This window comes from Pseudomonas sp. OTU750018 (genome assembly GCF_011636575.1).
In the GTDB taxonomy this organism is placed as follows: Bacteria; Pseudomonadota; Gammaproteobacteria; order Pseudomonadales; family Pseudomonadaceae; genus Aquipseudomonas; species Aquipseudomonas peli.
In genome coordinates, this window is the sequence record NZ_JAAPAU010000001.1 from 174,614 (window position 1) to 192,857 (window position 18,244).

An 18,244-nucleotide genomic window follows, 5' to 3' on the forward strand; every position below is an offset into this window, starting at 1 on the left:
GTATTCCCTACTGTTCAGTGTCAGCACTGGGTGTGAGCTGTTGATCTTTCCAGCGCTGTAGATTGCGCTGCAGCAAATCGTCCGGCAAACCACTGGCAACTGCCTCGTTCATTTTCTTCGCCAGCATGCCGCGCAGCCACGCGTCATTGCAGGCCGAGTTATGCGACAGCGTCAGGTATAAGCCTTCACTGGAGATCGGCGGGTCAAGCACCAGCAAATCGTCTTGCATGCCGAGACTATCAGCCAGCGCCTGCCCCGGATAACGCTCATACAGCACGTAGTCGGTACGCCCCAGCAAAAGCTTCTGGAACGCCTGGGTCAAGCTGGCAACGCCTTCCAACGTCAGGTTGCTCTTGGCGTACGCATCAAAGGTCTGACCGAAACTGTTATTGACCAAGGTATCGCCTGTTCGATTGCGCAGGTCATCCCAGCCGGCATAAGGGAACTCAGCACCGCGATGTACCCACACCACGCTGGGGGTGAAATAGAACGCGGGGTGTACATAGTCCATGCTTTCTAGGCGCGGCAGCGTCAGAAATGCACCGGCAATCAGATCAACACGCCCGGTGCGCACCTCATCCTGAGCCCGCGACCAGGGCCCGGTGTAGATGATATCCACGACCACGCCCAGCTCTTTGGCCAGGTGTTGCAACAGATCGGCATTGGCGCCAATCAGTTGCTGGGGGTTCTGCGGATCACGCCACAGGTATGGCGGGTACTCCGGATTACCCGTCGCCACCAGGCGCTCGCACTTGCCTGCGGCCACGGCAAACGCTGGCAACAGCAATAAAGCGAATACTTGGAGAACCGACCTATAAAAACCACGCTCAAGCATTGGCGACTTCTCGACTTAACCTTGGATGGGCGTCTGCGGCCACACATCGGGGGGATTTCTGAATCATGCTAGCTTAATACGCATTCATACAAATTCGCGATAAAGACTAGCCATGAAAAAACTGATCGCCGCATTGGTGCTGCTGTTCACAGGCAGTGCCGCCCTGCTCTACCTGTCGCCTGCTGCCTTGTTAACGACCCTACAACTGGTGGAACGGCAGCGTGCCGGGCTGAGCCTTAAACAAATCAGCGTGAGCGATCTTAACATTCATTACTACGAGGGCGGCCCAAGCAGCGCACAAACCATCCTGATGGTGCACGGCTTTGCTGCCAACAAGGACAACTGGCTGCGCTTCGCCCGCTACCTCAGCCAGGATTACCGCGTTATAGCCCTCGACTTACCAGGTTTCGGCGCCAGCGATAAACCTGCTGGCAGCTACGACGTGGGCACCCAGACCGAGCGATTGGCCAGCGTGATTGATGCACTGGGAATTGAGCAGCTGCACCTGATCGGCAACTCCATGGGTGGGCATATCAGCGCTCTGTATGCCGCACGCTACCCGCATAGAACGTTATCTCTGGCGTTACTCGACAACGCCGGCATCACCTCGCCACACCCCAGCGAATTGATGCAACGATTACAGCGCGGCGAACCTAATCCGCTGGTGGTGAAAAGCCCTGAGGACTTTCAGCGCCTATTGGACTTCATCTTCGTGCAGCCGCCCTACCTGACAGAATCGCTCAAGCGCTATTTCGCCGAGCAAGCCATCGCCAACAGCGCCCACTACGACCAGGTATTTGTCCATTTGATCGAGCGCTATATCCCACTGGAGCCTGAACTGCCGAAGATCCAAGCGCCAACGCTGATCATCTGGGGCGCAGAAGATAGGGCCTTGCACGTCTCCAGCATCGAGGTCATGCAACCGCTGCTGCGCAAACCCAGCGTAACCGTCATGGCGGATACGGGCCATGCGCCGATGATCGAACGCCCCCTGGAAACCGCCGAACACTACCGAGCCTTTCTCCAGGCCCAACAGAACTAACGCGAAAGAGCGGGCATAAAAAAACCCGCTCAATGAGCGGGTTTTTCTGCACTAGGGAAACCGGCTTAAACCAGTTTCTCCAGCTCAGGTACAGCTTCGAACAGGTCAGCGACCAGGCCGTAATCGGCTACTTGGAAGATCGGCGCTTCTTCGTCCTTGTTGATCGCAACGATCACTTTGGAGTCTTTCATACCGGCCAGGTGCTGGATCGCGCCGGAAATACCGACGGCGATGTACAGCTGCGGGGCAACGATCTTACCGGTCTGACCGACCTGCATGTCGTTCGGCACGAAACCAGCGTCGACTGCGGCGCGCGAGGCACCAACAGCGGCGCCCAGCTTGTCAGCCAGAGCGTACAGGTGCTTGAAGTTGTCACCGTTCTGCATACCGCGGCCGCCGGAAACGACGATCTTGGCAGCGGTCAGTTCAGGACGATCAGACTTAGCCAGTTCTTCACCGACGAAAGCCGATTTGCCAGCGTCAGCTGCGCCGCCAATGGCTTCAACTGCAGCAGAACCGCCTTCAGCAGCAACCGGGTCGAAACCAGTGGCACGCACAGTGATCACTTTAACGGCAGCGGAAGACTGCACGGTGGCGATGGCGTTACCGGCGTAGATCGGACGCTTGAAAGTGTCAGCGCTTTCAACAGCGATGATTTCCGAGATCTGATCAACGTCCAGCGCAGCGGCAACGCGCGGCAGGATGTTCTTACCATTGCTGGTAGCAGCAGCCAGGATGTGGCTGTAGCCCTTGCCCAGTTCGGCAACCAGCGGCGCAACGTTTTCCGGCAGCTGATGCGCGAAAGCAGCGTTGTCAGCAACCAGTACTTTGGCCACGCCAGCAATCTTGCCAGCAGCATCGGCAGCAGCGCCGCACGCGGAGCCGGCTACCAGAACGTGGATGTCACCACCGATCTTCGCGGCAGCTGCAACAGTGTTCAGCGTGGCGGGAGCCAGGGCGGCATTGGTGTGTTCAGCGATAACCAGGATAGTCATTTAGATTACCTTCGCCTCGTTCTTCAGTTTCTCGACCAGTTCAGCCACGGACTTGACCTTGATGCCGGCGCTGCGAGTAGCAGGCGCTTCGACTTTCAAGGTTTTCACGGTGGAAGCGGTGGAAACACCCAGATCGCCCGGGGTAACGGTTTCCAGCGGCTTCTTCTTGGCTTTCATGATGTTCGGCAGCGACGCATAACGCGGCTCGTTCAGACGCAGATCAGTGGTCACGATGGCCGGCAGGCTCAACGCAACGGTCTGCAGACCGCCGTCGATTTCGCGGGTTACGTTGACCTTGTCACCGGCAACTTCCACTTTGGAAGCGAAGGTGCCCTGGCCGAAACCAGTCAGCGCGCCCAGCATCTGGCCAGTTTGGTTATTGTCGCTGTCGATGGCCTGCTTGCCCATGATGACCAGCTGAGGCTGCTCTTTATCAACAACAGCTTTGAGCAGTTTGGCCACAGCCAAAGAGTTCAGCTCGTCGGCAGACTCAACCAGGATGGCACGGTCAGCACCCAGCGCCAGTGCGGTACGCAGCTGCTCTTGAGCAGTGGCCGGGCCGATGGTGACGACAACGATCTCGCTCGCCACACCTTTTTCTTTCAGGCGTACAGCTTCTTCCACGGCGATTTCGCAGAAAGGGTTCATCGACATCTTGACGTTGGCAAGATCAACGCCGCTGTTGTCCGCTTTGACGCGAACTTTGACGTTGTAGTCGACCACTCGTTTGACAGCTACAAGAACCTTCATGGATTCCTCGTTACTCTCCGGTGAATAAGAATGTCGCCAGAAGCGAACATGGCGGGAACTGCAGACCGGCCGGAACCGGGAGTCAACCAATAACGGCAGACACAAAACCGCCCGTATCTTGACCGCACGACCTAGACTGGTCAATACAACGAAGCGGCCAATCGTCAGCGATGTAGTAAGATTCTAACAGCCCTACAGAAAATTCAAACAAACGTTTGTATTGGCCCATTCGAAGGGTCTGGATATAATGCGCCAGCATCGCTCACGGAACGAGCTCGATCGCCAAATAAAATTAGAGAGCCCTGAGTAGGAGATAGCCTGTGGAACGCGAATTTATGGAATTCGACGTCGTCATCGTCGGCGCCGGCCCAGCTGGTTTGTCCGCCGCCTGCCGACTGAAGCAGAAAGCCGCCGAAGCCGGCAAAGAAATCAGCGTCTGCGTGGTCGAAAAAGGCTCCGAAGTCGGCGCGCACATCCTTTCCGGCGCGGTCTTCGAACCTCGTGCACTGAACGAGCTGTTCCCCGACTGGAAAGAACTGGGTGCCCCGCTCAACACGCCGGTCAAGCGCGACGACATCTACGTACTGAAGAATGCCGAAAAAGCCACCAAGGTTCCGGACTTCTTTGTACCCAAGACCATGCACAACCATGGCAACTACATCATTTCGCTGGGCAACCTGTGCCGCTGGCTGGCCCAACAAGCCGAAAACCTGGGCGTAGAAATCTACCCAGGCTTCGCTGCTCAGGAAGCGCTGATTAACGAAAACGGCGCGGTGTACGGCATTCTGACTGGCGACTTGGGCGTTGACCGTGAAGGTCACCCGAAAGAGGGTTACTACACCCCAGGCATGGAACTGCGTGCCAAGTACACCCTGTTCGCCGAAGGCTGCCGTGGCCATATCGGCAAGCAGCTGATCAAGAAATTCGCCCTCGATTCCGAAGCCGACGCTCAGCATTACGGTATCGGCATCAAGGAAATCTGGGACATCGACCCAGCCAAGCACGAGCAAGGCCTGGTGGTACACACCGCTGGCTGGCCATTGGATATCGTTGCTAGCGAAAACACCGGCGGCTCCTTCCTCTATCACTTGGAAAACAACCAAGTGGTAGTCGGCCTGATCGTCGACCTGTCGTACAGCAACCCGCACCTGTCGCCGTTCGATGAGTTCCAGCGCTACAAGCATCACCCAGTGATCGCGCAGTACCTGGAAGGCGGCAAGCGCGTCGCTTACGGTGCTCGCGCCATCTGCAAAGGCGGCCTCAACTCGCTGCCGAAGATGGTCTTCAACGGCGGCGCGCTGATCGGTTGCGACCTCGGCACCCTGAACTTCGCCAAGATCAAGGGCAGCCACACTGCCATGAAATCCGGCATGCTCGCTGCTGACGCTGTGGCTGACGCGCTGTTTGCAGGCAAGGAAGGCGGCGACCAGCTGACCGGCTATGTCGACGCATTCAAAGCCAGCTGGCTGTACGACGAGCTGTTCCGCAGCCGTAACTTCGGCCCAGCGCTGCACAAGTTCGGCCCGCTGGTTGGCGGCGGCTTCAACTGGCTCGACCAGAACATCTTCGGCGGCAAGATCCCCTTCACCCTGCACGACACCAAGCCGGATTACGCCTGCTTAAAGCCGGCTGCAGAGACGCAGAAGATCAGCTACCCGAAACCCGATGGCAAGCTCAGCTTCGACAAGCTCAGCTCGGTATTCCTCTCCAACACCAACCATGAAGAGGAACAACCCTGCCACCTGAAGCTCACCGATCCGAGCATTCCGCTGAGCAAGAACCTGCCCATGTACGACGAACCGGCGCAGCGCTACTGCCCGGCCGGCGTTTACGAAATCGTCACCAAGGAAGATGGCGAGCAGAAGTTCCAGATCAACGCGCAGAACTGCGTGCACTGCAAAACCTGTGACATCAAGGACCCGGCCCAGAACATTAACTGGGTGGCCCCTGAAGGCACTGGCGGGCCTAACTACCCCAATATGTAAAACGCAAAAAAGGCTCCCTCGGGAGCCTTTTTTATTGCGCTGAATACAACCGCCAGCGGGAGAGCCGATCAGTCCGGCTGCGGACCGATAGGGAAGAACTCACCAGCGCTCCACACGCCCAGCCAGGTCTTGCCATTGATCTCGCGTGGTACTGCCAGCTCGACCAGCTGATAAAACACATTACGGTGGATCAGCGCCTCAAGATTGCTGCGTACCAATACATAGGGCGCCGGTTCTTCGGTCACAGCATCCAGATCGACCCGCAGCGGGTGTTCGGCACCTGCCACCACCTCATCCTCGACATTGGTGACAAAACGCAGCACCTGCGCCTCACCCTCGCCATCCACCTGCAGACTGACCGCGACAAAGGGCGCGTCATCCACCTGAATGCCGACCATCTCCACCGGCGTCACCAGCACGTACTTATCGCCATCGCGGCGAATGATGGTGGAAAACAGTTTGACCATCGGCTTGCGGCCAATTGGCGTCCCCATGTAATACCAGGTGCCATCGCGGGCGATGCGCATGTCGATATCGCCACAGAACTCCGGGTGCCACAGGTGCACCGGTGGCAAGCCCTTGCCCTCGCCTTTGGGTATCTGCGCCAGCAGGTCGCCGGCCTTGCCTGTATCAGTCATCACTCAACGCCCCAAACCCAATAAACGCCGCGCATAATCTTGCAACGCCGGACCGATCAAGTCCTCAGGCTTGGCATCATAAAGCGTGAGGAAGCCTCCGCGGCTACGAATGCGCGTGGTATCGACCAAATAGCGAGTATTGGTCTCGATCAGCATCAACTGAATCACCCCGCGATCAGTACCCAGACGGTCCAGCGCCTCCTGATCTTCCCACCCCTCCACCGTGCCGATACGGTCATCGGCATAGGCGAAACGGCTGTACAGCAGGTAATGTGCACCCGCCTCGCGCGCCTCGGCCAGCGACTCGTCCAGACCTAATGGCGCCTTGGCGCGGCGCACCATGGGGAAGTACTCGACAAAGCCCTTGTAGGCTTCCTCGGCCACCACATTAGGCCGTGGATAGGCACCACCGGGCGGCACAAAATGCCCTTGGGCGATGTATATGACGGAATCAGCCTGCAGACGCCACGGACTGGCCCGACGCGTCTGGCTGTGATCCAGCACGCCCACATCACGCAATTGATAGATCGCCTCATCCGCCAGGTCACTGGCCTTCATGCAACCACTCAGCAGCACCACACCGACTATCAGCAACACACTACGCATCACGCATCTCCCACAGCCGGTGACAGAAAACCGGCGGATAGAGCCTAGATGCAGATTTCACGCCACCCGCTGCGCATCAAAGCCCGCGCTGCCACTCCTGACGTAACCGCGCCTGTTGCGGCTGCTCGATGGCGTGCCGTACCTGTGCCAGCAGACGCTGTTTGTCAGCGCCAAGAGTGCCCTTGAGCACCAGATAGTTGGAGGCATGGTCACTGCGGAATACCGTATCGCGCAGCTCCAACCTCTGTAGCAGTCGCTCCACTTCAACAAACAGCTGCTGCTGACCGAGCGGCCGGAAGTCGGCAAACCCTTCGCGAAACCGCGCCTCACCAGTCGGAAAACTCACCACCAGGGTCGAGAGAAATTCCGGCTGCGATTCATTCATCAAACGCGCCGAATTATCCGCATGCTGCTCACTCAAGCTTGTGCCGCCTAAGCCATTGAGGATCATCACCGAACGGGTGATGCCAGCCTGGCCAAGCTTGTCCAGTGCACTGAGGCTCGACTCGTAGGTTTCGCCCTTGTTGACCCGTGCCAGTACCTCGTCATCACCCGACTCGCAGCCAACATAGGCCATGCGCAGGCCGGCATCGGCCAGCTCCTTGAGCTCATCCACGGACTTCTTGCGCAGGTTGCGCGGCAGGCAGTAACTCGACACTCGCTCGACTTCTGGCATGTGCTCGCGAATCGCTTGCAGAATAGTCAACAAGCGTCGTGTCGGCAGCACCAGGGCGTCACCATCGGCTAGGAAAACCCGCTGCACGATCATCTTCTCGCCGGTCAGGCGAATCTCGTCGAGCACCTGCGCCTCATCGCGGGCGCGGAATTTCTTCTGTTCCTGAGTGTACATTTCACAGAACGTGCACTTATTCCAAGAGCAACCATTGGTCACAGGCAGGATCAGCGAATGGGCTTCGCTGGGCGGGCGGAACACCGGTTCGATATAGCTGATGGGGAAATCTTGCATGGTCTTCACTCAAGGCAGGCGGCGGTCTTAGCCGCCAATAATCTTCATCACAGTCGCACCGCCAGAGAATGCCAGATCCTGTTTGTCGCCCAGCGCCTTGACTAACAGGCCTTGCAACGCAGGCAACGCCTGGTGGCGCGGTTTTTCGAGCAAATCGCCCACATAGTGGCGATTACTCGATGACAGGCAACCATGCAGCCAGCCGGTCGAGGACAGGCGCAGCCGCGAGCAGGTACGGCAGAACGGCACACTTTCATTGGCGATCACACCGAAGTGGCCCACTTCAGGAATGGCGAAACGCAGCGCGGTGGCATCCAGCGGCGCGTGCGCCTGAATATAGTCGTAGCGGCTGCCGATCAGCGCCAACAGCTCCGGCATGCCGACAAACTGGCGCTGGAAGCTGTTGCCGTCGCGGGCCAGGTGGCCCATGCGCATCAGCTCGATAAAGCGCAGCTCGAAGCCATTGGCCAGACAGTAGTCGAGCAGTGGCAGCACCTGATCAAGGTTCTGCCCACGCAACGGCACCATATTGACCTTGATCTGCATCCCTGCCGCGCGCGCTTGCTGCAGGCCATCGAGCACTGTCGCCAGATCGCCGCCACGGGCAATGGTGCGAAATGCCACAGCGTCGAGGGTGTCCAGAGAAATATTCAAGCGGCGGATGCCGCATTCCAGCAGCAGCGGCAGCTTGCGCGCCAGCAGCTGGCCATTGCTGGTTAAGCTGATATCGGCCAAACCGAGCTGACTGACGCCGCGCAAAAAAGCATCGAGCTTGGGGCTGACCAGCGGCTCACCGCCGGTGATGCGCAAGCGCTCGATACCGGCGGCTTCGATCAGATAGGCCACGCCACGCAGCATGGCCTCGGCCGAGAGCTCGTCCTGAGCGGCTACCAGCCGCTTACCATCGGGCACGCAGTAGGTGCAGGCATAGTTGCAGGCGGCGGTCAGGCTGATCCGCAGATTGCGAAAGCGCCTGCCCTGGCGGTCAACGATCATGCATGACTCCAGCAAAGGTAGGCGCCGAGTATAGGGGCGCCGCCAACGCAGCAGATTCGTTATCCACCCGCTGAATACCTCAGCTAGCCGGGGTGTCGCCCTCACGCTTGCGCTTGTTGCCCATGCGCACGCCGATATCCATGAGGAACTGGAAGAAACCTTCCTGATCTTCCAGCACGTTGCTCCAGAACGGCGAGTGATACAGCGCCACAGCGCCGTGCACCAACGCCCAGGCCGCGCAGTAATGGAAGTACGGTGGCACGTCTTCCAGCTTGCCTTCGGCGATGCGGCCCTTGATCAGCTGGGTCAAACGCTCAAAGTTGGAGGCGCGAATCTTGTGCAGCTGCTCGACCATCTCCGGCACTTGGTTGCCTTTAACCACCTTTTCTTCCAGGCGGTCAAACAGGCGGTAGCGCTGCGGATCGCGCATGCGGAACTCGAAGTAGGCGCGTGACAGGGCTTCCTTGTCACGGTCGACATCGGCCGAGTGCAGCAGCTCGTTGAGATCGCGCTCATAGTCGAGCATCAGGCGCAGGTAGATCTCCGCCTTGGACTTGAAGTGTTTGTAGATGGTGCCTTTGCCAATACCAACCGTGTCGGCAATCATCTCCACAGTCACGCTGTCTTCACCCTGATCGAGGAAGAGCTTCAGTGCTGTGTCGAGAATTTCCTGTTCGCGGCGGCGAAACTCACGGACCTTGCGGGGTTCTTTATGCATAAAAGGACTACGGGGTCAAAAAAACGAAGGCGCGTATTATGCCTAACTAACGGCAAATTGCACGGATCATCCGACCATGTACGCAGTTCATGACGAGTTTCCGCAACTTCCCGGCCTGCGCTATCTGAACCACGCAGCCGTTTCTCCTTGGCCACAACGGGCAGTCGATGCGGTCAACCGCTTCGCCAGCGAGAACGTTCGCACCGGCGCCCGCGACTACCCGGCATGGCTGCAGGTCGAGCGGCGCCTGCGTGAACGCCTACAGCGCTTGCTCAACGCGCCCTCGCATAGCGATATAGCGCTGGTGAAAAACACCTCAGAAGCCTTGTCCTTTGTCGCCTTCGGCCTGGATTGGCAGCCTGGCGATCAAGTGGTGATTAGCGACGAAGAATTCCCCTCCAACCGGATTGTCTGGGAAGCGCTCGCAACTCAGGGCGTCGAGGTCGTGCAGGTCAATCTGCATCAGGGTGATGCCGAAGCAGCCCTGCTCGCCGCCTGTGGGCCGCGCACCCGACTGATGGCGATCAGCGCCGTGCAGTACGCCAGCGGCCTGCGTTTGGACCTGCCGCGCCTAGGCCAGGGCTGCGCGGCGCGCAGCGTGCTGCTGTGCATCGATGCGATCCAGCAGCTCGGCGCCCTGCCCTTCGATGTGCAGGCCAGCCAGTGCGCCTTTGCCATGGCCGACGGCCATAAATGGTTGCTCGGCCCGGAAGGTCTTGGGGTCTTCTATTGCCGCAGCGACCTGCGTGCGCAGCTCAAGCTGCATGAATACGGCTGGCATATGCTCGAACATGCCGGCGACTACCAGCGCACCAGCTGGGAACCCGCCCGGAGCGCCCGGCGTTTTGAATGCGGCAGCCCGAACATGCTCGGTGCGATGGCGCTGGAAGCCAGCCTTTCGCTGCTGGAAGAAGTGGGCATGACGGCGGTCGAAAACGCCCTGCAGGAGCGCATGCAATGGCTACTGGATGGGCTGAGCAAAATCTCTGGTGCGCACCTGCACAGCGCCGTGGAACGCCAGCAGCGCGCCGGCATCCTGACTTTCAGCCTGGATGGCTGGGACAATTCGGCGTTGTTCAGTCAACTGAAACAGCAGCAGGTGATCTGTGCGCAACGCGGCGCGGGTATCCGCCTGTCGCCTCATTTCTACACAGAACCTCGGGTTATTGAGGAGGCATTGGCGCTGCTGCAGCAGTTGGCGACTGCTTGAGGACTCAGCAGCGCGATCTGTATTCCAAATCCGTTTAAGAATGACGGCAAACGGCCTGGACGTTCGGCAATCTTCACCAATACTGAGGATTACTGGTGTGCGGCGTATCCCCCAAGCGCCCCGCCAGGCAGGGTACCGTGGACCGCGTACCTTGATTTACTCCTAATGGTCTTAACCCGGTCTCATCCCCCAGAGGCCGGGTTTTTTTTGCCCGCAGTTTTATATGGCTACTGCTATCAAACCACACGGGCCAGCGGAAATAGGCGCTTGAAATTGGCCGTGGTCTGTTCCGCCAATTGCTCGAAGCTCACGCCACGCAGCACCGCCAGGTACTCGGCCACATCACGCACATACTCGGGCAGGTTCGGCTTACCGCGATGCGGGATCGGCGCCAGGTACGGCGAATCGGTTTCCACCAGTAGCCGATCGACCGGCACCTGGCGTGCCACTTCACGCAGCGCCTCGGCATTGCGGAAGGTAACGATGCCGGACAGTGAAATATAGAAGCCGATATCCAGAGCGGCCTTGGCCATTTCCCAGTCTTCGGTAAAGCAGTGCAGCACGCCGGCTTGCGGCAACGCCGCTTCGCGCAGCAGCGCCAGGGTATCGGCGCGCGCTTCGCGGGTATGCACGATCACCGGTTTACCGGTGATCCGCGCAGCATCCAGGTGCAAACGAAATGACGTTTGTTGCAGCGCCGCAGACTCAGGCTCGTAGTGATAGTCCAGACCGGTTTCGCCGATGGCAACCACCTGCGGGTGGTTCAATTCGCCGAGCAGCCAATCCAACGCTGGCGCCGCACCGGGTTCAAGGTCCAGCGGGTGAACACCGACCGAGCAATCGACATCGGCATAGCGCTCAGCCAGGCCTTTGACCGCAGCGGCATTATCGGCACTGACGCCGATACACAGAAAATGACTAACGCCGCGCGCCCGCGCAGCATCCAGCGCCGCATCGAGTGAACCGCCATGGGCGGCCAGATCAAGGCGATCAAGGTGACAGTGGGAATCAACCAACATGGGGAACAATCACTTGAGAATCGGTGCCGCAAAGCGGGCACCGTGATACGGAGAAAAAACCACTTACATGGTGTGAGTCGGACGATCCGACGTCAGCGCACCGGCCAGGTAGGTTTCGATCTTGTTGCGCGCGGTGTTGTCGCCATCATTGAACTGCACACCGACACCAGCGGCGCGGTTGCCTTGGGCACCCTTGGGGGTGATCCAGACCACCTTGCCGGCGACAGGAATCTTTTCCGGCTCGTCCATCAGGTTGAGCAACATGAACACTTCATCACCGAGCTTGTAGCTCTTGTTGGTTGGAATAAACAGGCCGCCGTTCTTGATAAAGGGCATGTAAGCGGCATAGAGCACGGATTTGTCCTTGATTGTCAGCGACAAAATTCCGTTACGCGGGCCCAAGTTAGGAGGCAGACTCATGCGGCATTCCTGATTTTATTCACTTAATGGCCGATTCTAGCCCGGTCCGGGCAGGCTTGCCCACTGCACCAGCAAGGCTTCGAGAAGCAAGACACGGTTAAGGTTAGCCTTGCCGAGGACTTTCTGACGCTGCGCCAATAACCAATCCTGAATGTTCAGCACTTTCGCTTGCGGCGTTTTCTCCGCCAAGTACTGCACCACCTTGCGCATATCGGTTTGCCCGAGGCCGTCTTCATCACGGGTCAGTTGGTAGCGCAGCATCAGCTGCGACCACTGGCAGAACCAGTCGAACAGCAACTGCAGAGATACCGCATTCCAGCTTTCGGCCAACTGGCTGGGGGCAATCTGCTGTTTGAGCAGCTTCTTCACCCCCTCAACCACCTGCGCACGCTGCGCGATAACGCCCTGCTCATGCATCTTCACCGCGGCTAACGGCGAGCCGGCGGCAAGGAAGAGCAACTCGCGATGCTCTTCAGCGCTACAACCGGGCAACGCCTGCTGCAGCCACGCCAGGCTCATCGCCTCACTTGGCAACGGACAGGCCTGTTGCACGCAGCGGCTTTTCACCGTCGGCAACAGGCGGCTGGGTTGATGGCTGATCAACAGCAATACGGTATTGCCGGATGGCTCTTCCAAGCTTTTCAGCAAGGCGTTGGCGGCGTTGACGTTCATCGATTCGGTCGGCTCGACCAGCACCACTTTGCGCCCGGCCAGCTGCGCGGTCTGTACCACGAAACTGACCAGCTCACGCACCTGATCAACCTTGATCGCCTTATCGGCTTCTTCCGGTTCCAGAATGTAGTTATCCGGGTGGGTGCCAGCCGCCAGCAAATGGCAGGACTTACAATTACCGCAGGCATCCAGGCCAGCAGGCTGCTGACACAACAGCTGCGCCATCAGGCGTTCGGCCAGGGCGCGTTTACCGATGCCTGCCGGCCCGTGCAGCAGATAAGCATGAGCATGTTGCGCGCGCCCAGCTAGTTGCTGCCAAAGAGAATCCTGCCAGGGGTAAGCGTCAGCCACGCTGCAGCTCCAGCAGTTGCGGCAGCAAATCGTCCAGCGCGCGCTGAACCTGACTCAGAGATTGCGAGGCATCAAGGATGCGGTAGCGCTGCGGCTGCTCGGCGGCGCGGCGCAAGTAGGTCTGGCGCACGGCATCGAAGAACTGCCGGCCTTCCTGCTCGAAGCGATCCAGTCGACCGCGCGCCGCAGCACGAGCCAGGCCCACCTCAATCGGCAGATCGAATACCAGTGTCAGGTCCGGGCGTAGCGAACCCTGAACGAACTCCTCCAGCAAGGCGATACGCACTTCGGAAAGACCACGGCCACCACCCTGATAGGCGTAGGTTGCATCGGTAAACCGGTCACAGAGCACCACAGCGCCACGCGCCAAGGCCGGACGAATCACCTGCGCCAGGTGCTGCGCACGCGCTGCAAACACCAACAGCAGCTCGGTGTCGGCCGCCATCGGCTCATCACTGGGCGCCAGAAGCAGCTCGCGCACACGTTCAGCCAACGGCGTACCGCCCGGCTCGCGAGTCAACAGCACATCAAGACCGTGCTCACGCAAGCGCTCAGCCAGGTAGTCACGGTTGGTACTTTTGCCGGCGCCTTCTGGGCCTTCCAAGGTGATAAACAAACCGCTCACAGGCTGTCCTTACTGATTATTGGGCACGGCCGGGGCCGGACTGGAACGGTAATCCGCGCGACGCTTGAGCTGATACTCACGCACGGCGCGATTGTGCTGTTCCAGGGTGTTGGAAAATACGTGACTGCCATCGCCACGGGCGACGAAATACAGGCTGCTGCCGGCCACCGGATTGAGCGCCGCATGGATCGCCTCACGGCCGACCAGGGCGATGGGCGTCGGCGGCATGCCATCGATGGTGTAGGTGTTGTAGGGCGTCGGCTCGCGCAGATCGTTGCGAGTGATGCGGCCGTTGTAGCGTTCACCCATGCCGTAGATCACCGTTGGGTCAGTCTGCAGGCGCATGCCGATGCGCAGACGCCGCACAAATACCCCGGAAATCTCGCCACGCTCTTGCGGCACGCCAGTTTCCTTCTCAATCATCGAGGCCATGATCAGCGCGTCATAAGGTTCTTTGTAGGGCAGGTCCTTGGCGCGCTGCGCCCATTCCTCAGCCAACACCTGTTCCAATCGTGCATGCGCCTGCTTAAGCAGCTCAAGATCGCTCATGCCACGGACAAAACTGTAGGTATCGGGGAAGAAACGCCCTTCCGGATTCAGGCCTGGCAGGCCGAGCTTCTTCATCAGCTCGGCATCGCTCAGCTCACTCAGGGTCAGTTCAAGACGGGTTTCACGTGCCAATGCCGCGCGTACCTGGCGGAAATTCCAGCCTTCAACCAGCGTCAGGCTGTATTGCAGCACTTCACCGCGCCGCCACTGACCGAGCATATCCAGCGCCGTAGTGCCGGGAACCAGGCGGTATTCGCCACTGTGCAGCGCTTCATTTCGCAGATTGAAACGCCAGTACAGACGCAGCCAGAAGGCCTGATCCAAGATGCCGTCAGCCTCAAGACGATTGAGCACGCCACCAGGCGTCGCACCAGCCGGCACTTCCACCACAAGCTCGTCAGTGAGATTTAACGGTTGCTGCAGTGCCACATGCTGTTGCCAAGCGGCAAACGCAACCAATAAGCCAGCCAGCAGCACACTGCCTTCCAGCAGCAGCAAAAATTTGCGTATCACGAATCAGCAGTCCAGTAGATCGCGGGCAATGGCCTGCAGTTTACGGGTGAGCGGGCCGACCGGCCAGTCGTGTGCGAGTAAAGCGCGAACTGGCCACACACCATAGACGCTGTTGCACAGCATGACTTCGTCCGCCGCCAGTAATTCGGCGTAGCTGATATCCCGTACCTGGCACTCGATCCCCAGCGCAGCCGCCTGCTCCAACAACTCGGCGCGCATCACACCCGCAACCCCACAACGCGAGAGGTCAGCAGTAATCAGCACACCGGCACTGACCAACAATAGATTGCTGTAAACGCCCTCGATCACCCGGCCGCTGCTATCCAGCATCAGGCCCTCGGCATGCTCGGCGTCCTGCCACTCACTGCGTGCCAGCACCTGCTCCAGTCGGTTGAGATGCTTCAGACCCGCCAGCAGCGGCTGCTCGGCCAAACGCGTAGCGCAGGCAAACAGACGTACACCCTGCTCGGCATAGACTACGGGATAAACCGGCTTCGCGGCCGCCTGCAGCAGCACGCGAGGCTGGGCGGGCTGTGGCGGCGCATAGCCCCGCTGCCCATCACCGCGAGTCAGGATCAACTTGGCCACGCCGTCACCCAGCTGCTGACTGAAGGCCAGTAGTTGGGTACGGACAGCAGGTAGTTCGAGAGGGATTCTCAGCCGCACACAACCTTCGGCCAAGCGCGCCAGATGACGCCGCAACAGAACTGGTTGCCCGCCATTTACGGCAATAGTCTCAAACAGCCCATCGCCGTAGGCCAAGCCGCGATCCTTGACGGACAGCAGCTCGGCCGGCTGGCCATCGACCCAGCTCAGCATCAACCGGCGAACCGGCGGAACACCAGCGAGCCGTTGGTACCGCCAAAGCCAAAGGAATTGGACAGCACGACATCCAGCGCCATGGCCTTGGCCTGGTGCGCAACGAAGTCCAGATCACAGCCTTCGTCCGGGTTATCCAGGTTGATGGTGGGCGGCGCCACCTGATCACGCAGTGCAAGGATGCTGAAGATTGCCTCCACCGCACCGGCAGCGCCGAGCAGGTGGCCGGTCATGGATTTGGTCGAGCTAACAGCCAGCTTGTAAGCGTGCTCGCCGAACACCGACTTCACCGCCGCTACTTCAGCCTTGTCGCCAGCCGAGGTAGAGGTGCCATGAGCATTGATATACTGCACCTGCTCAGGATTCAGCCCGGCATCGCGCAAGGCGTTGGTCATGCAGCGCGCTGCGCCTGCGCCATCTTCCGGTGGTGAGGTCATGTGGTAAGCGTCGCCGCTCATGCCAAAGCCAATCAACTCGGCATGGATGGTCGCGCCACGCGCCTTGGCGTGCTCCAACTCTTCCAGCACCAGTGCACCGGCTCCATCGGACAGCACGAAGCCATCACGCTCTTTGTCCCATGGACGGCTGGCCCTGGCCGGCTCGTCATTGCGGGTCGACAGCGCACGAGCAGCACCGAAGCCGCCCATACCCAGACCGCAGGCCGCCATTTCGGCGCCGCCTGCAACCATTACATCGGCCTCGCCAAACATGATGTTGCGTGCCGCCATGCCGATGCAGTGCGTGCCTGTGGTGCAGGCCGTGGCGATGGCGTAGTTAGGCCCCTGCAGCCCCAGATGGATCGACAGGAAGCCGGAAATCATATTGATGATCGAGCCTGGCACGAAGAACGGCGAAATGCGCCGCGGCCCTTGCTCGTGTAACGATCTGCAGTTGTTCTCGATATTGGTCAGGCCACCGATACCGGAGCCCATGGCCACGCCGATGCGCTCACGGTTGGCATCGGTGACTTCCAGGCCGGAGTTGCGCACTGCCTGAAAACTGGCAGCGAGACCGTACTGGATAAACAAATCGAGCTTGCGCGCCTCTTTGGCGGACAAGTATTCCTCGACGTTGAAGCCCTTTACCGCACCACCAAAACGCGTGGAAAAAGCGGAAAGATCCATATGCTCAAGCAGGCCAATGCCACTGCGGCCAGCCAAAATGCCCTGCCAGCTACTCGGCACATCGTTACCCAATGGCGACAGCATGCCCATACCGGTAACCACGACGCGTCTACGCGACACAGCAATCTCCTTTTCTAGTTATCAACGCCTGGAAAGCGCTTAAAGAAAAGCCGCACGCCTGATGAAGGGAGTGCGGCTTTTCCGAGTCGGGATCCGACGATTACGTTTTACGCGTGAGCGGTAACGTAGTCGATCGCTTCCTGAACGGTGGTGATCTTCTCGGCTTGTTCGTCCGGGATCTCGGTCTCGAACTCTTCCTCGAGAGCCATCACCAGCTCAACGGTGTCAAGCGAGTCGGCACCCAGGTCTTCAACGAAGGAAGCGCTGTTGGTTACTTCCTCTTCTTTGACGCCCAGTTGCTCGGCAACGATTTTCTTGACGCGTTCTTCGATGGTGCTCATACGTTGTTCTCACTCCTAATGGGACAAATCTTGGCCGCTATTCTGCGACCAAGTGTATAGAAAGGGTTTTTAGCATTTCAAGCTGAATGCCGGGGTGCCCCACAAACACTTCAACGACCTGCCTACAAACCTGTTGCAGCTTTATAACGGATTTTAGACAGCATCTATGACAGTTTTCTGAAGCCATCCGTCACATTCAGCTCATGTACATCCCGCCGTTCACAGGGATAGTAGCGCCTGTGACGTAAGCCGCGCCATCAGAAGCGAGGAAAGCGACCACTTTTGCGATCTCTTCGGCCTGCCCTAAACGGCCCAACGGAATTTGTGTCAGCAGCGCATCGCGCTGCGCTTCTGGCAATTCACGGGTCATATCAGTGTCGATAAAACCCGGTGCTACGGCGTTCACAGTAATCGCCCGCGAACCCACTTCACGCGCCAGCGCACGGCCAAAACCTTCAAGACCAGCCTTGGCAGCTGCATAGTTGACCTGGCCACCGTTGCCCATGGCGCCCACCACCGAACCGATGTTGATGATGCGCCCGTAGCGTGCCTTGGTCATACCGCGCAGCACAGCCTTGGTCAGCCGGTACAGGCTGCTCAGGTTGGTGTTGATGACATCAAACCACTCATCATCTTTCATGCGCAACATCAGGTTATCGCGGGTGATACCGGCGTTATTGACCAGAATCAACGGCTGACCAAGATGTTGCTGGATATGTTCGAGGGTGCTGGCGACCGATTCGCTGTCGCTAACATCGAGGACCAGACCAGCCCCTTCAATGCCATTGGCTTTCAGGGTTTCAGCAATACGCTCAGCCCCCGAAGCGGTGGTAGCAGTACCGATAACCACAGCACCCTGACGGCCCAATTCCAGGGCAATCGCCTGGCCAATACCGCGACTTGCGCCTGTGACCAATGCAACCTTACCTTGCAGGCTCATAACGTTTCT

20 protein-coding genes are annotated in these 18,244 nt (G+C 59.0%); 3 read left to right on the top strand and 17 right to left on the bottom strand.

Annotation, left to right across the window (positions count from 1 at the left end; translation table 11 throughout):
* Positions 1–7: 7 nt before the first annotated feature.
* Entirely contained in the window at positions 8–835 is an 828-nt protein-coding gene (locus tag HCI85_RS00885) for a substrate-binding periplasmic protein (protein WP_167141130.1), read from the bottom strand.
* 112 nt (positions 836–947) lie between these two features.
* Between HCI85_RS00885 and HCI85_RS00890 the strand changes: the two genes are divergently transcribed.
* Positions 948–1,877, top strand: a complete 930-nt coding sequence (locus tag HCI85_RS00890; RefSeq protein ID WP_167141132.1) for an alpha/beta fold hydrolase — start codon at positions 948–950, stop codon at positions 1,875–1,877.
* 65 nt (positions 1,878–1,942) lie between these two features.
* On the opposite strand, the gene HCI85_RS00895 is transcribed toward HCI85_RS00890, so the two are convergent.
* A complete protein-coding gene (locus HCI85_RS00895; protein ID WP_167141134.1) occupies positions 1,943–2,872 on the bottom strand; it encodes an electron transfer flavoprotein subunit alpha/FixB family protein in 930 nt (309 codons plus the stop codon).
* Positions 2,873–3,622: an electron transfer flavoprotein subunit beta/FixA family protein gene (locus tag HCI85_RS00900; protein ID WP_090247968.1), complete on the bottom strand. Its 750-nt coding sequence runs from the start codon at positions 3,620–3,622 to the stop codon at positions 2,873–2,875. It lies immediately after the preceding gene.
* Positions 3,623–3,942: 320 nt separating this feature from the next.
* Between HCI85_RS00900 and HCI85_RS00905 the strand changes: the two genes are divergently transcribed.
* Positions 3,943–5,607, top strand: coding sequence for an electron transfer flavoprotein-ubiquinone oxidoreductase (locus tag HCI85_RS00905; protein WP_167141136.1), 1,665 nt, complete (start codon positions 3,943–3,945; stop codon positions 5,605–5,607).
* Positions 5,608–5,675: 68 nt separating this feature from the next.
* On the opposite strand, the gene HCI85_RS00910 is transcribed toward HCI85_RS00905, so the two are convergent.
* From HCI85_RS00910 to HCI85_RS00930, 5 genes are all read right to left on the bottom strand, one after another.
* A complete protein-coding gene (locus HCI85_RS00910) occupies positions 5,676–6,245 on the bottom strand; it encodes a DUF1285 domain-containing protein (protein ID WP_167141138.1) in 570 nt (189 codons plus the stop codon).
* A 3-nt stretch (positions 6,246–6,248) separates the two neighbouring features.
* The gene (locus tag HCI85_RS00915; protein ID WP_167141140.1) at positions 6,249–6,851 is read right to left on the bottom strand and encodes a DUF4823 domain-containing protein; all 603 of its coding nucleotides are present in this window, start codon (positions 6,849–6,851) and stop codon (positions 6,249–6,251) included.
* Positions 6,852–6,927: 76 nt separating this feature from the next.
* On the bottom strand, positions 6,928–7,818 hold the full coding sequence (locus HCI85_RS00920; RefSeq protein ID WP_167141142.1) for a radical SAM protein: 891 nt from the start codon (positions 7,816–7,818) through the stop codon (positions 6,928–6,930).
* Positions 7,819–7,845: 27 nt separating this feature from the next.
* Positions 7,846–8,814, bottom strand: a complete 969-nt coding sequence (locus HCI85_RS00925) for a GTP 3',8-cyclase MoaA (RefSeq protein ID WP_167141144.1) — start codon at positions 8,812–8,814, stop codon at positions 7,846–7,848.
* A 79-nt stretch (positions 8,815–8,893) separates the two neighbouring features.
* On the bottom strand, positions 8,894–9,532 hold the full coding sequence (locus tag HCI85_RS00930; RefSeq protein WP_090247979.1) for a TetR/AcrR family transcriptional regulator: 639 nt from the start codon (positions 9,530–9,532) through the stop codon (positions 8,894–8,896).
* A gap of 76 nt (positions 9,533–9,608) precedes the next feature.
* On the opposite strand from HCI85_RS00930, the gene HCI85_RS00935 reads away from it, so the two are divergent.
* The gene (locus tag HCI85_RS00935) at positions 9,609–10,742 is read left to right on the top strand and encodes an aminotransferase class V-fold PLP-dependent enzyme (RefSeq protein WP_167141146.1); all 1,134 of its coding nucleotides are present in this window, start codon (positions 9,609–9,611) and stop codon (positions 10,740–10,742) included.
* Positions 10,743–10,978: 236 nt separating this feature from the next.
* On the opposite strand, the gene HCI85_RS00940 is transcribed toward HCI85_RS00935, so the two are convergent.
* The 9 genes from HCI85_RS00940 to fabG all read right to left on the bottom strand — a co-directional run bounded on the left by HCI85_RS00940 (position 10,979) and on the right by fabG (position 18,235).
* The gene (locus tag HCI85_RS00940) at positions 10,979–11,761 is read right to left on the bottom strand and encodes a TatD family hydrolase (RefSeq protein ID WP_167141148.1); all 783 of its coding nucleotides are present in this window, start codon (positions 11,759–11,761) and stop codon (positions 10,979–10,981) included.
* A gap of 63 nt (positions 11,762–11,824) precedes the next feature.
* The gene (locus tag HCI85_RS00945) at positions 11,825–12,181 is read right to left on the bottom strand and encodes a PilZ domain-containing protein (RefSeq protein WP_090238100.1); all 357 of its coding nucleotides are present in this window, start codon (positions 12,179–12,181) and stop codon (positions 11,825–11,827) included.
* Between the two features lie 36 nt (positions 12,182–12,217).
* Positions 12,218–13,204: a DNA polymerase III subunit delta' gene (locus tag HCI85_RS00950; protein ID WP_167141150.1), complete on the bottom strand. Its 987-nt coding sequence runs from the start codon at positions 13,202–13,204 to the stop codon at positions 12,218–12,220.
* On the bottom strand, positions 13,197–13,829 hold the full coding sequence (gene tmk, locus HCI85_RS00955) for a dTMP kinase (protein WP_167141152.1): 633 nt from the start codon (positions 13,827–13,829) through the stop codon (positions 13,197–13,199). The genes HCI85_RS00950 and tmk overlap by 8 nt, the downstream gene beginning before the upstream one ends.
* Before the next feature lie 9 nt (positions 13,830–13,838).
* Positions 13,839–14,891 (bottom strand): endolytic transglycosylase MltG, encoded by a 1,053-nt coding sequence (gene mltG / locus HCI85_RS00960; protein ID WP_167141154.1) that lies wholly within the window; start codon positions 14,889–14,891, stop codon positions 13,839–13,841.
* A gap of 3 nt (positions 14,892–14,894) precedes the next feature.
* Complete coding sequence (pabC, locus tag HCI85_RS00965) at positions 14,895–15,710, bottom strand: aminodeoxychorismate lyase (RefSeq protein ID WP_167141157.1); 816 nt, start codon at positions 15,708–15,710, stop codon at positions 14,895–14,897.
* Entirely contained in the window at positions 15,710–16,954 is a 1,245-nt protein-coding gene (gene fabF / locus HCI85_RS00970; protein WP_167141159.1) for a beta-ketoacyl-ACP synthase II, read from the bottom strand. The genes pabC and fabF overlap by 1 nt, the downstream gene beginning before the upstream one ends.
* A 107-nt stretch (positions 16,955–17,061) precedes the next feature.
* Positions 17,062–17,295, bottom strand: coding sequence for an acyl carrier protein (acpP, locus tag HCI85_RS00975; RefSeq protein WP_058066290.1), 234 nt, complete (start codon positions 17,293–17,295; stop codon positions 17,062–17,064).
* A gap of 196 nt (positions 17,296–17,491) precedes the next feature.
* Positions 17,492–18,235: a 3-oxoacyl-ACP reductase FabG gene (fabG, locus tag HCI85_RS00980; RefSeq protein ID WP_167141161.1), complete on the bottom strand. Its 744-nt coding sequence runs from the start codon at positions 18,233–18,235 to the stop codon at positions 17,492–17,494.
* Positions 18,236–18,244: the final 9 nt, after the last annotated feature.

Excerpts from the sequence above, each read along its gene's own strand:
- HCI85_RS00885 (WP_167141130.1), bottom strand. The coding sequence starts at position 835 with ATGCTTGAGCGTGGTTTTTATAGGTCGGTTCTCCAAGTATTCGCTTTA.
- HCI85_RS00890 (WP_167141132.1), top strand. The coding sequence starts at position 948 with ATGAAAAAACTGATCGCCGCATTGGTGCTGCTGTTCACAGGCAGTGCC.
- HCI85_RS00895 (WP_167141134.1), bottom strand. The coding sequence starts at position 2,872 with ATGACTATCCTGGTTATCGCTGAACACACCAATGCCGCCCTGGCTCCC.
- HCI85_RS00900 (WP_090247968.1), bottom strand. The coding sequence starts at position 3,622 with ATGAAGGTTCTTGTAGCTGTCAAACGAGTGGTCGACTACAACGTCAAA.
- HCI85_RS00910 (WP_167141138.1), bottom strand. The coding sequence starts at position 6,245 with ATGACTGATACAGGCAAGGCCGGCGACCTGCTGGCGCAGATACCCAAA.
- HCI85_RS00915 (WP_167141140.1), bottom strand. The coding sequence starts at position 6,851 with ATGCGTAGTGTGTTGCTGATAGTCGGTGTGGTGCTGCTGAGTGGTTGC.
- HCI85_RS00920 (WP_167141142.1), bottom strand. The coding sequence starts at position 7,818 with ATGCAAGATTTCCCCATCAGCTATATCGAACCGGTGTTCCGCCCGCCC.
- HCI85_RS00925 (WP_167141144.1), bottom strand. The coding sequence starts at position 8,814 with ATGATCGTTGACCGCCAGGGCAGGCGCTTTCGCAATCTGCGGATCAGC.
- HCI85_RS00930 (WP_090247979.1), bottom strand. The coding sequence starts at position 9,532 with ATGCATAAAGAACCCCGCAAGGTCCGTGAGTTTCGCCGCCGCGAACAG.
- HCI85_RS00935 (WP_167141146.1), top strand. The coding sequence starts at position 9,609 with ATGTACGCAGTTCATGACGAGTTTCCGCAACTTCCCGGCCTGCGCTAT.
- HCI85_RS00940 (WP_167141148.1), bottom strand. The coding sequence starts at position 11,761 with ATGTTGGTTGATTCCCACTGTCACCTTGATCGCCTTGATCTGGCCGCC.
- HCI85_RS00945 (WP_090238100.1), bottom strand. The coding sequence starts at position 12,181 with ATGAGTCTGCCTCCTAACTTGGGCCCGCGTAACGGAATTTTGTCGCTG.
- pabC (WP_167141157.1), bottom strand. The coding sequence starts at position 15,710 with ATGCTGAGCTGGGTCGATGGCCAGCCGGCCGAGCTGCTGTCCGTCAAG.
- acpP (WP_058066290.1), bottom strand. The coding sequence starts at position 17,295 with ATGAGCACCATCGAAGAACGCGTCAAGAAAATCGTTGCCGAGCAACTG.
- fabG (WP_167141161.1), bottom strand. The coding sequence starts at position 18,235 with ATGAGCCTGCAAGGTAAGGTTGCATTGGTCACAGGCGCAAGTCGCGGT.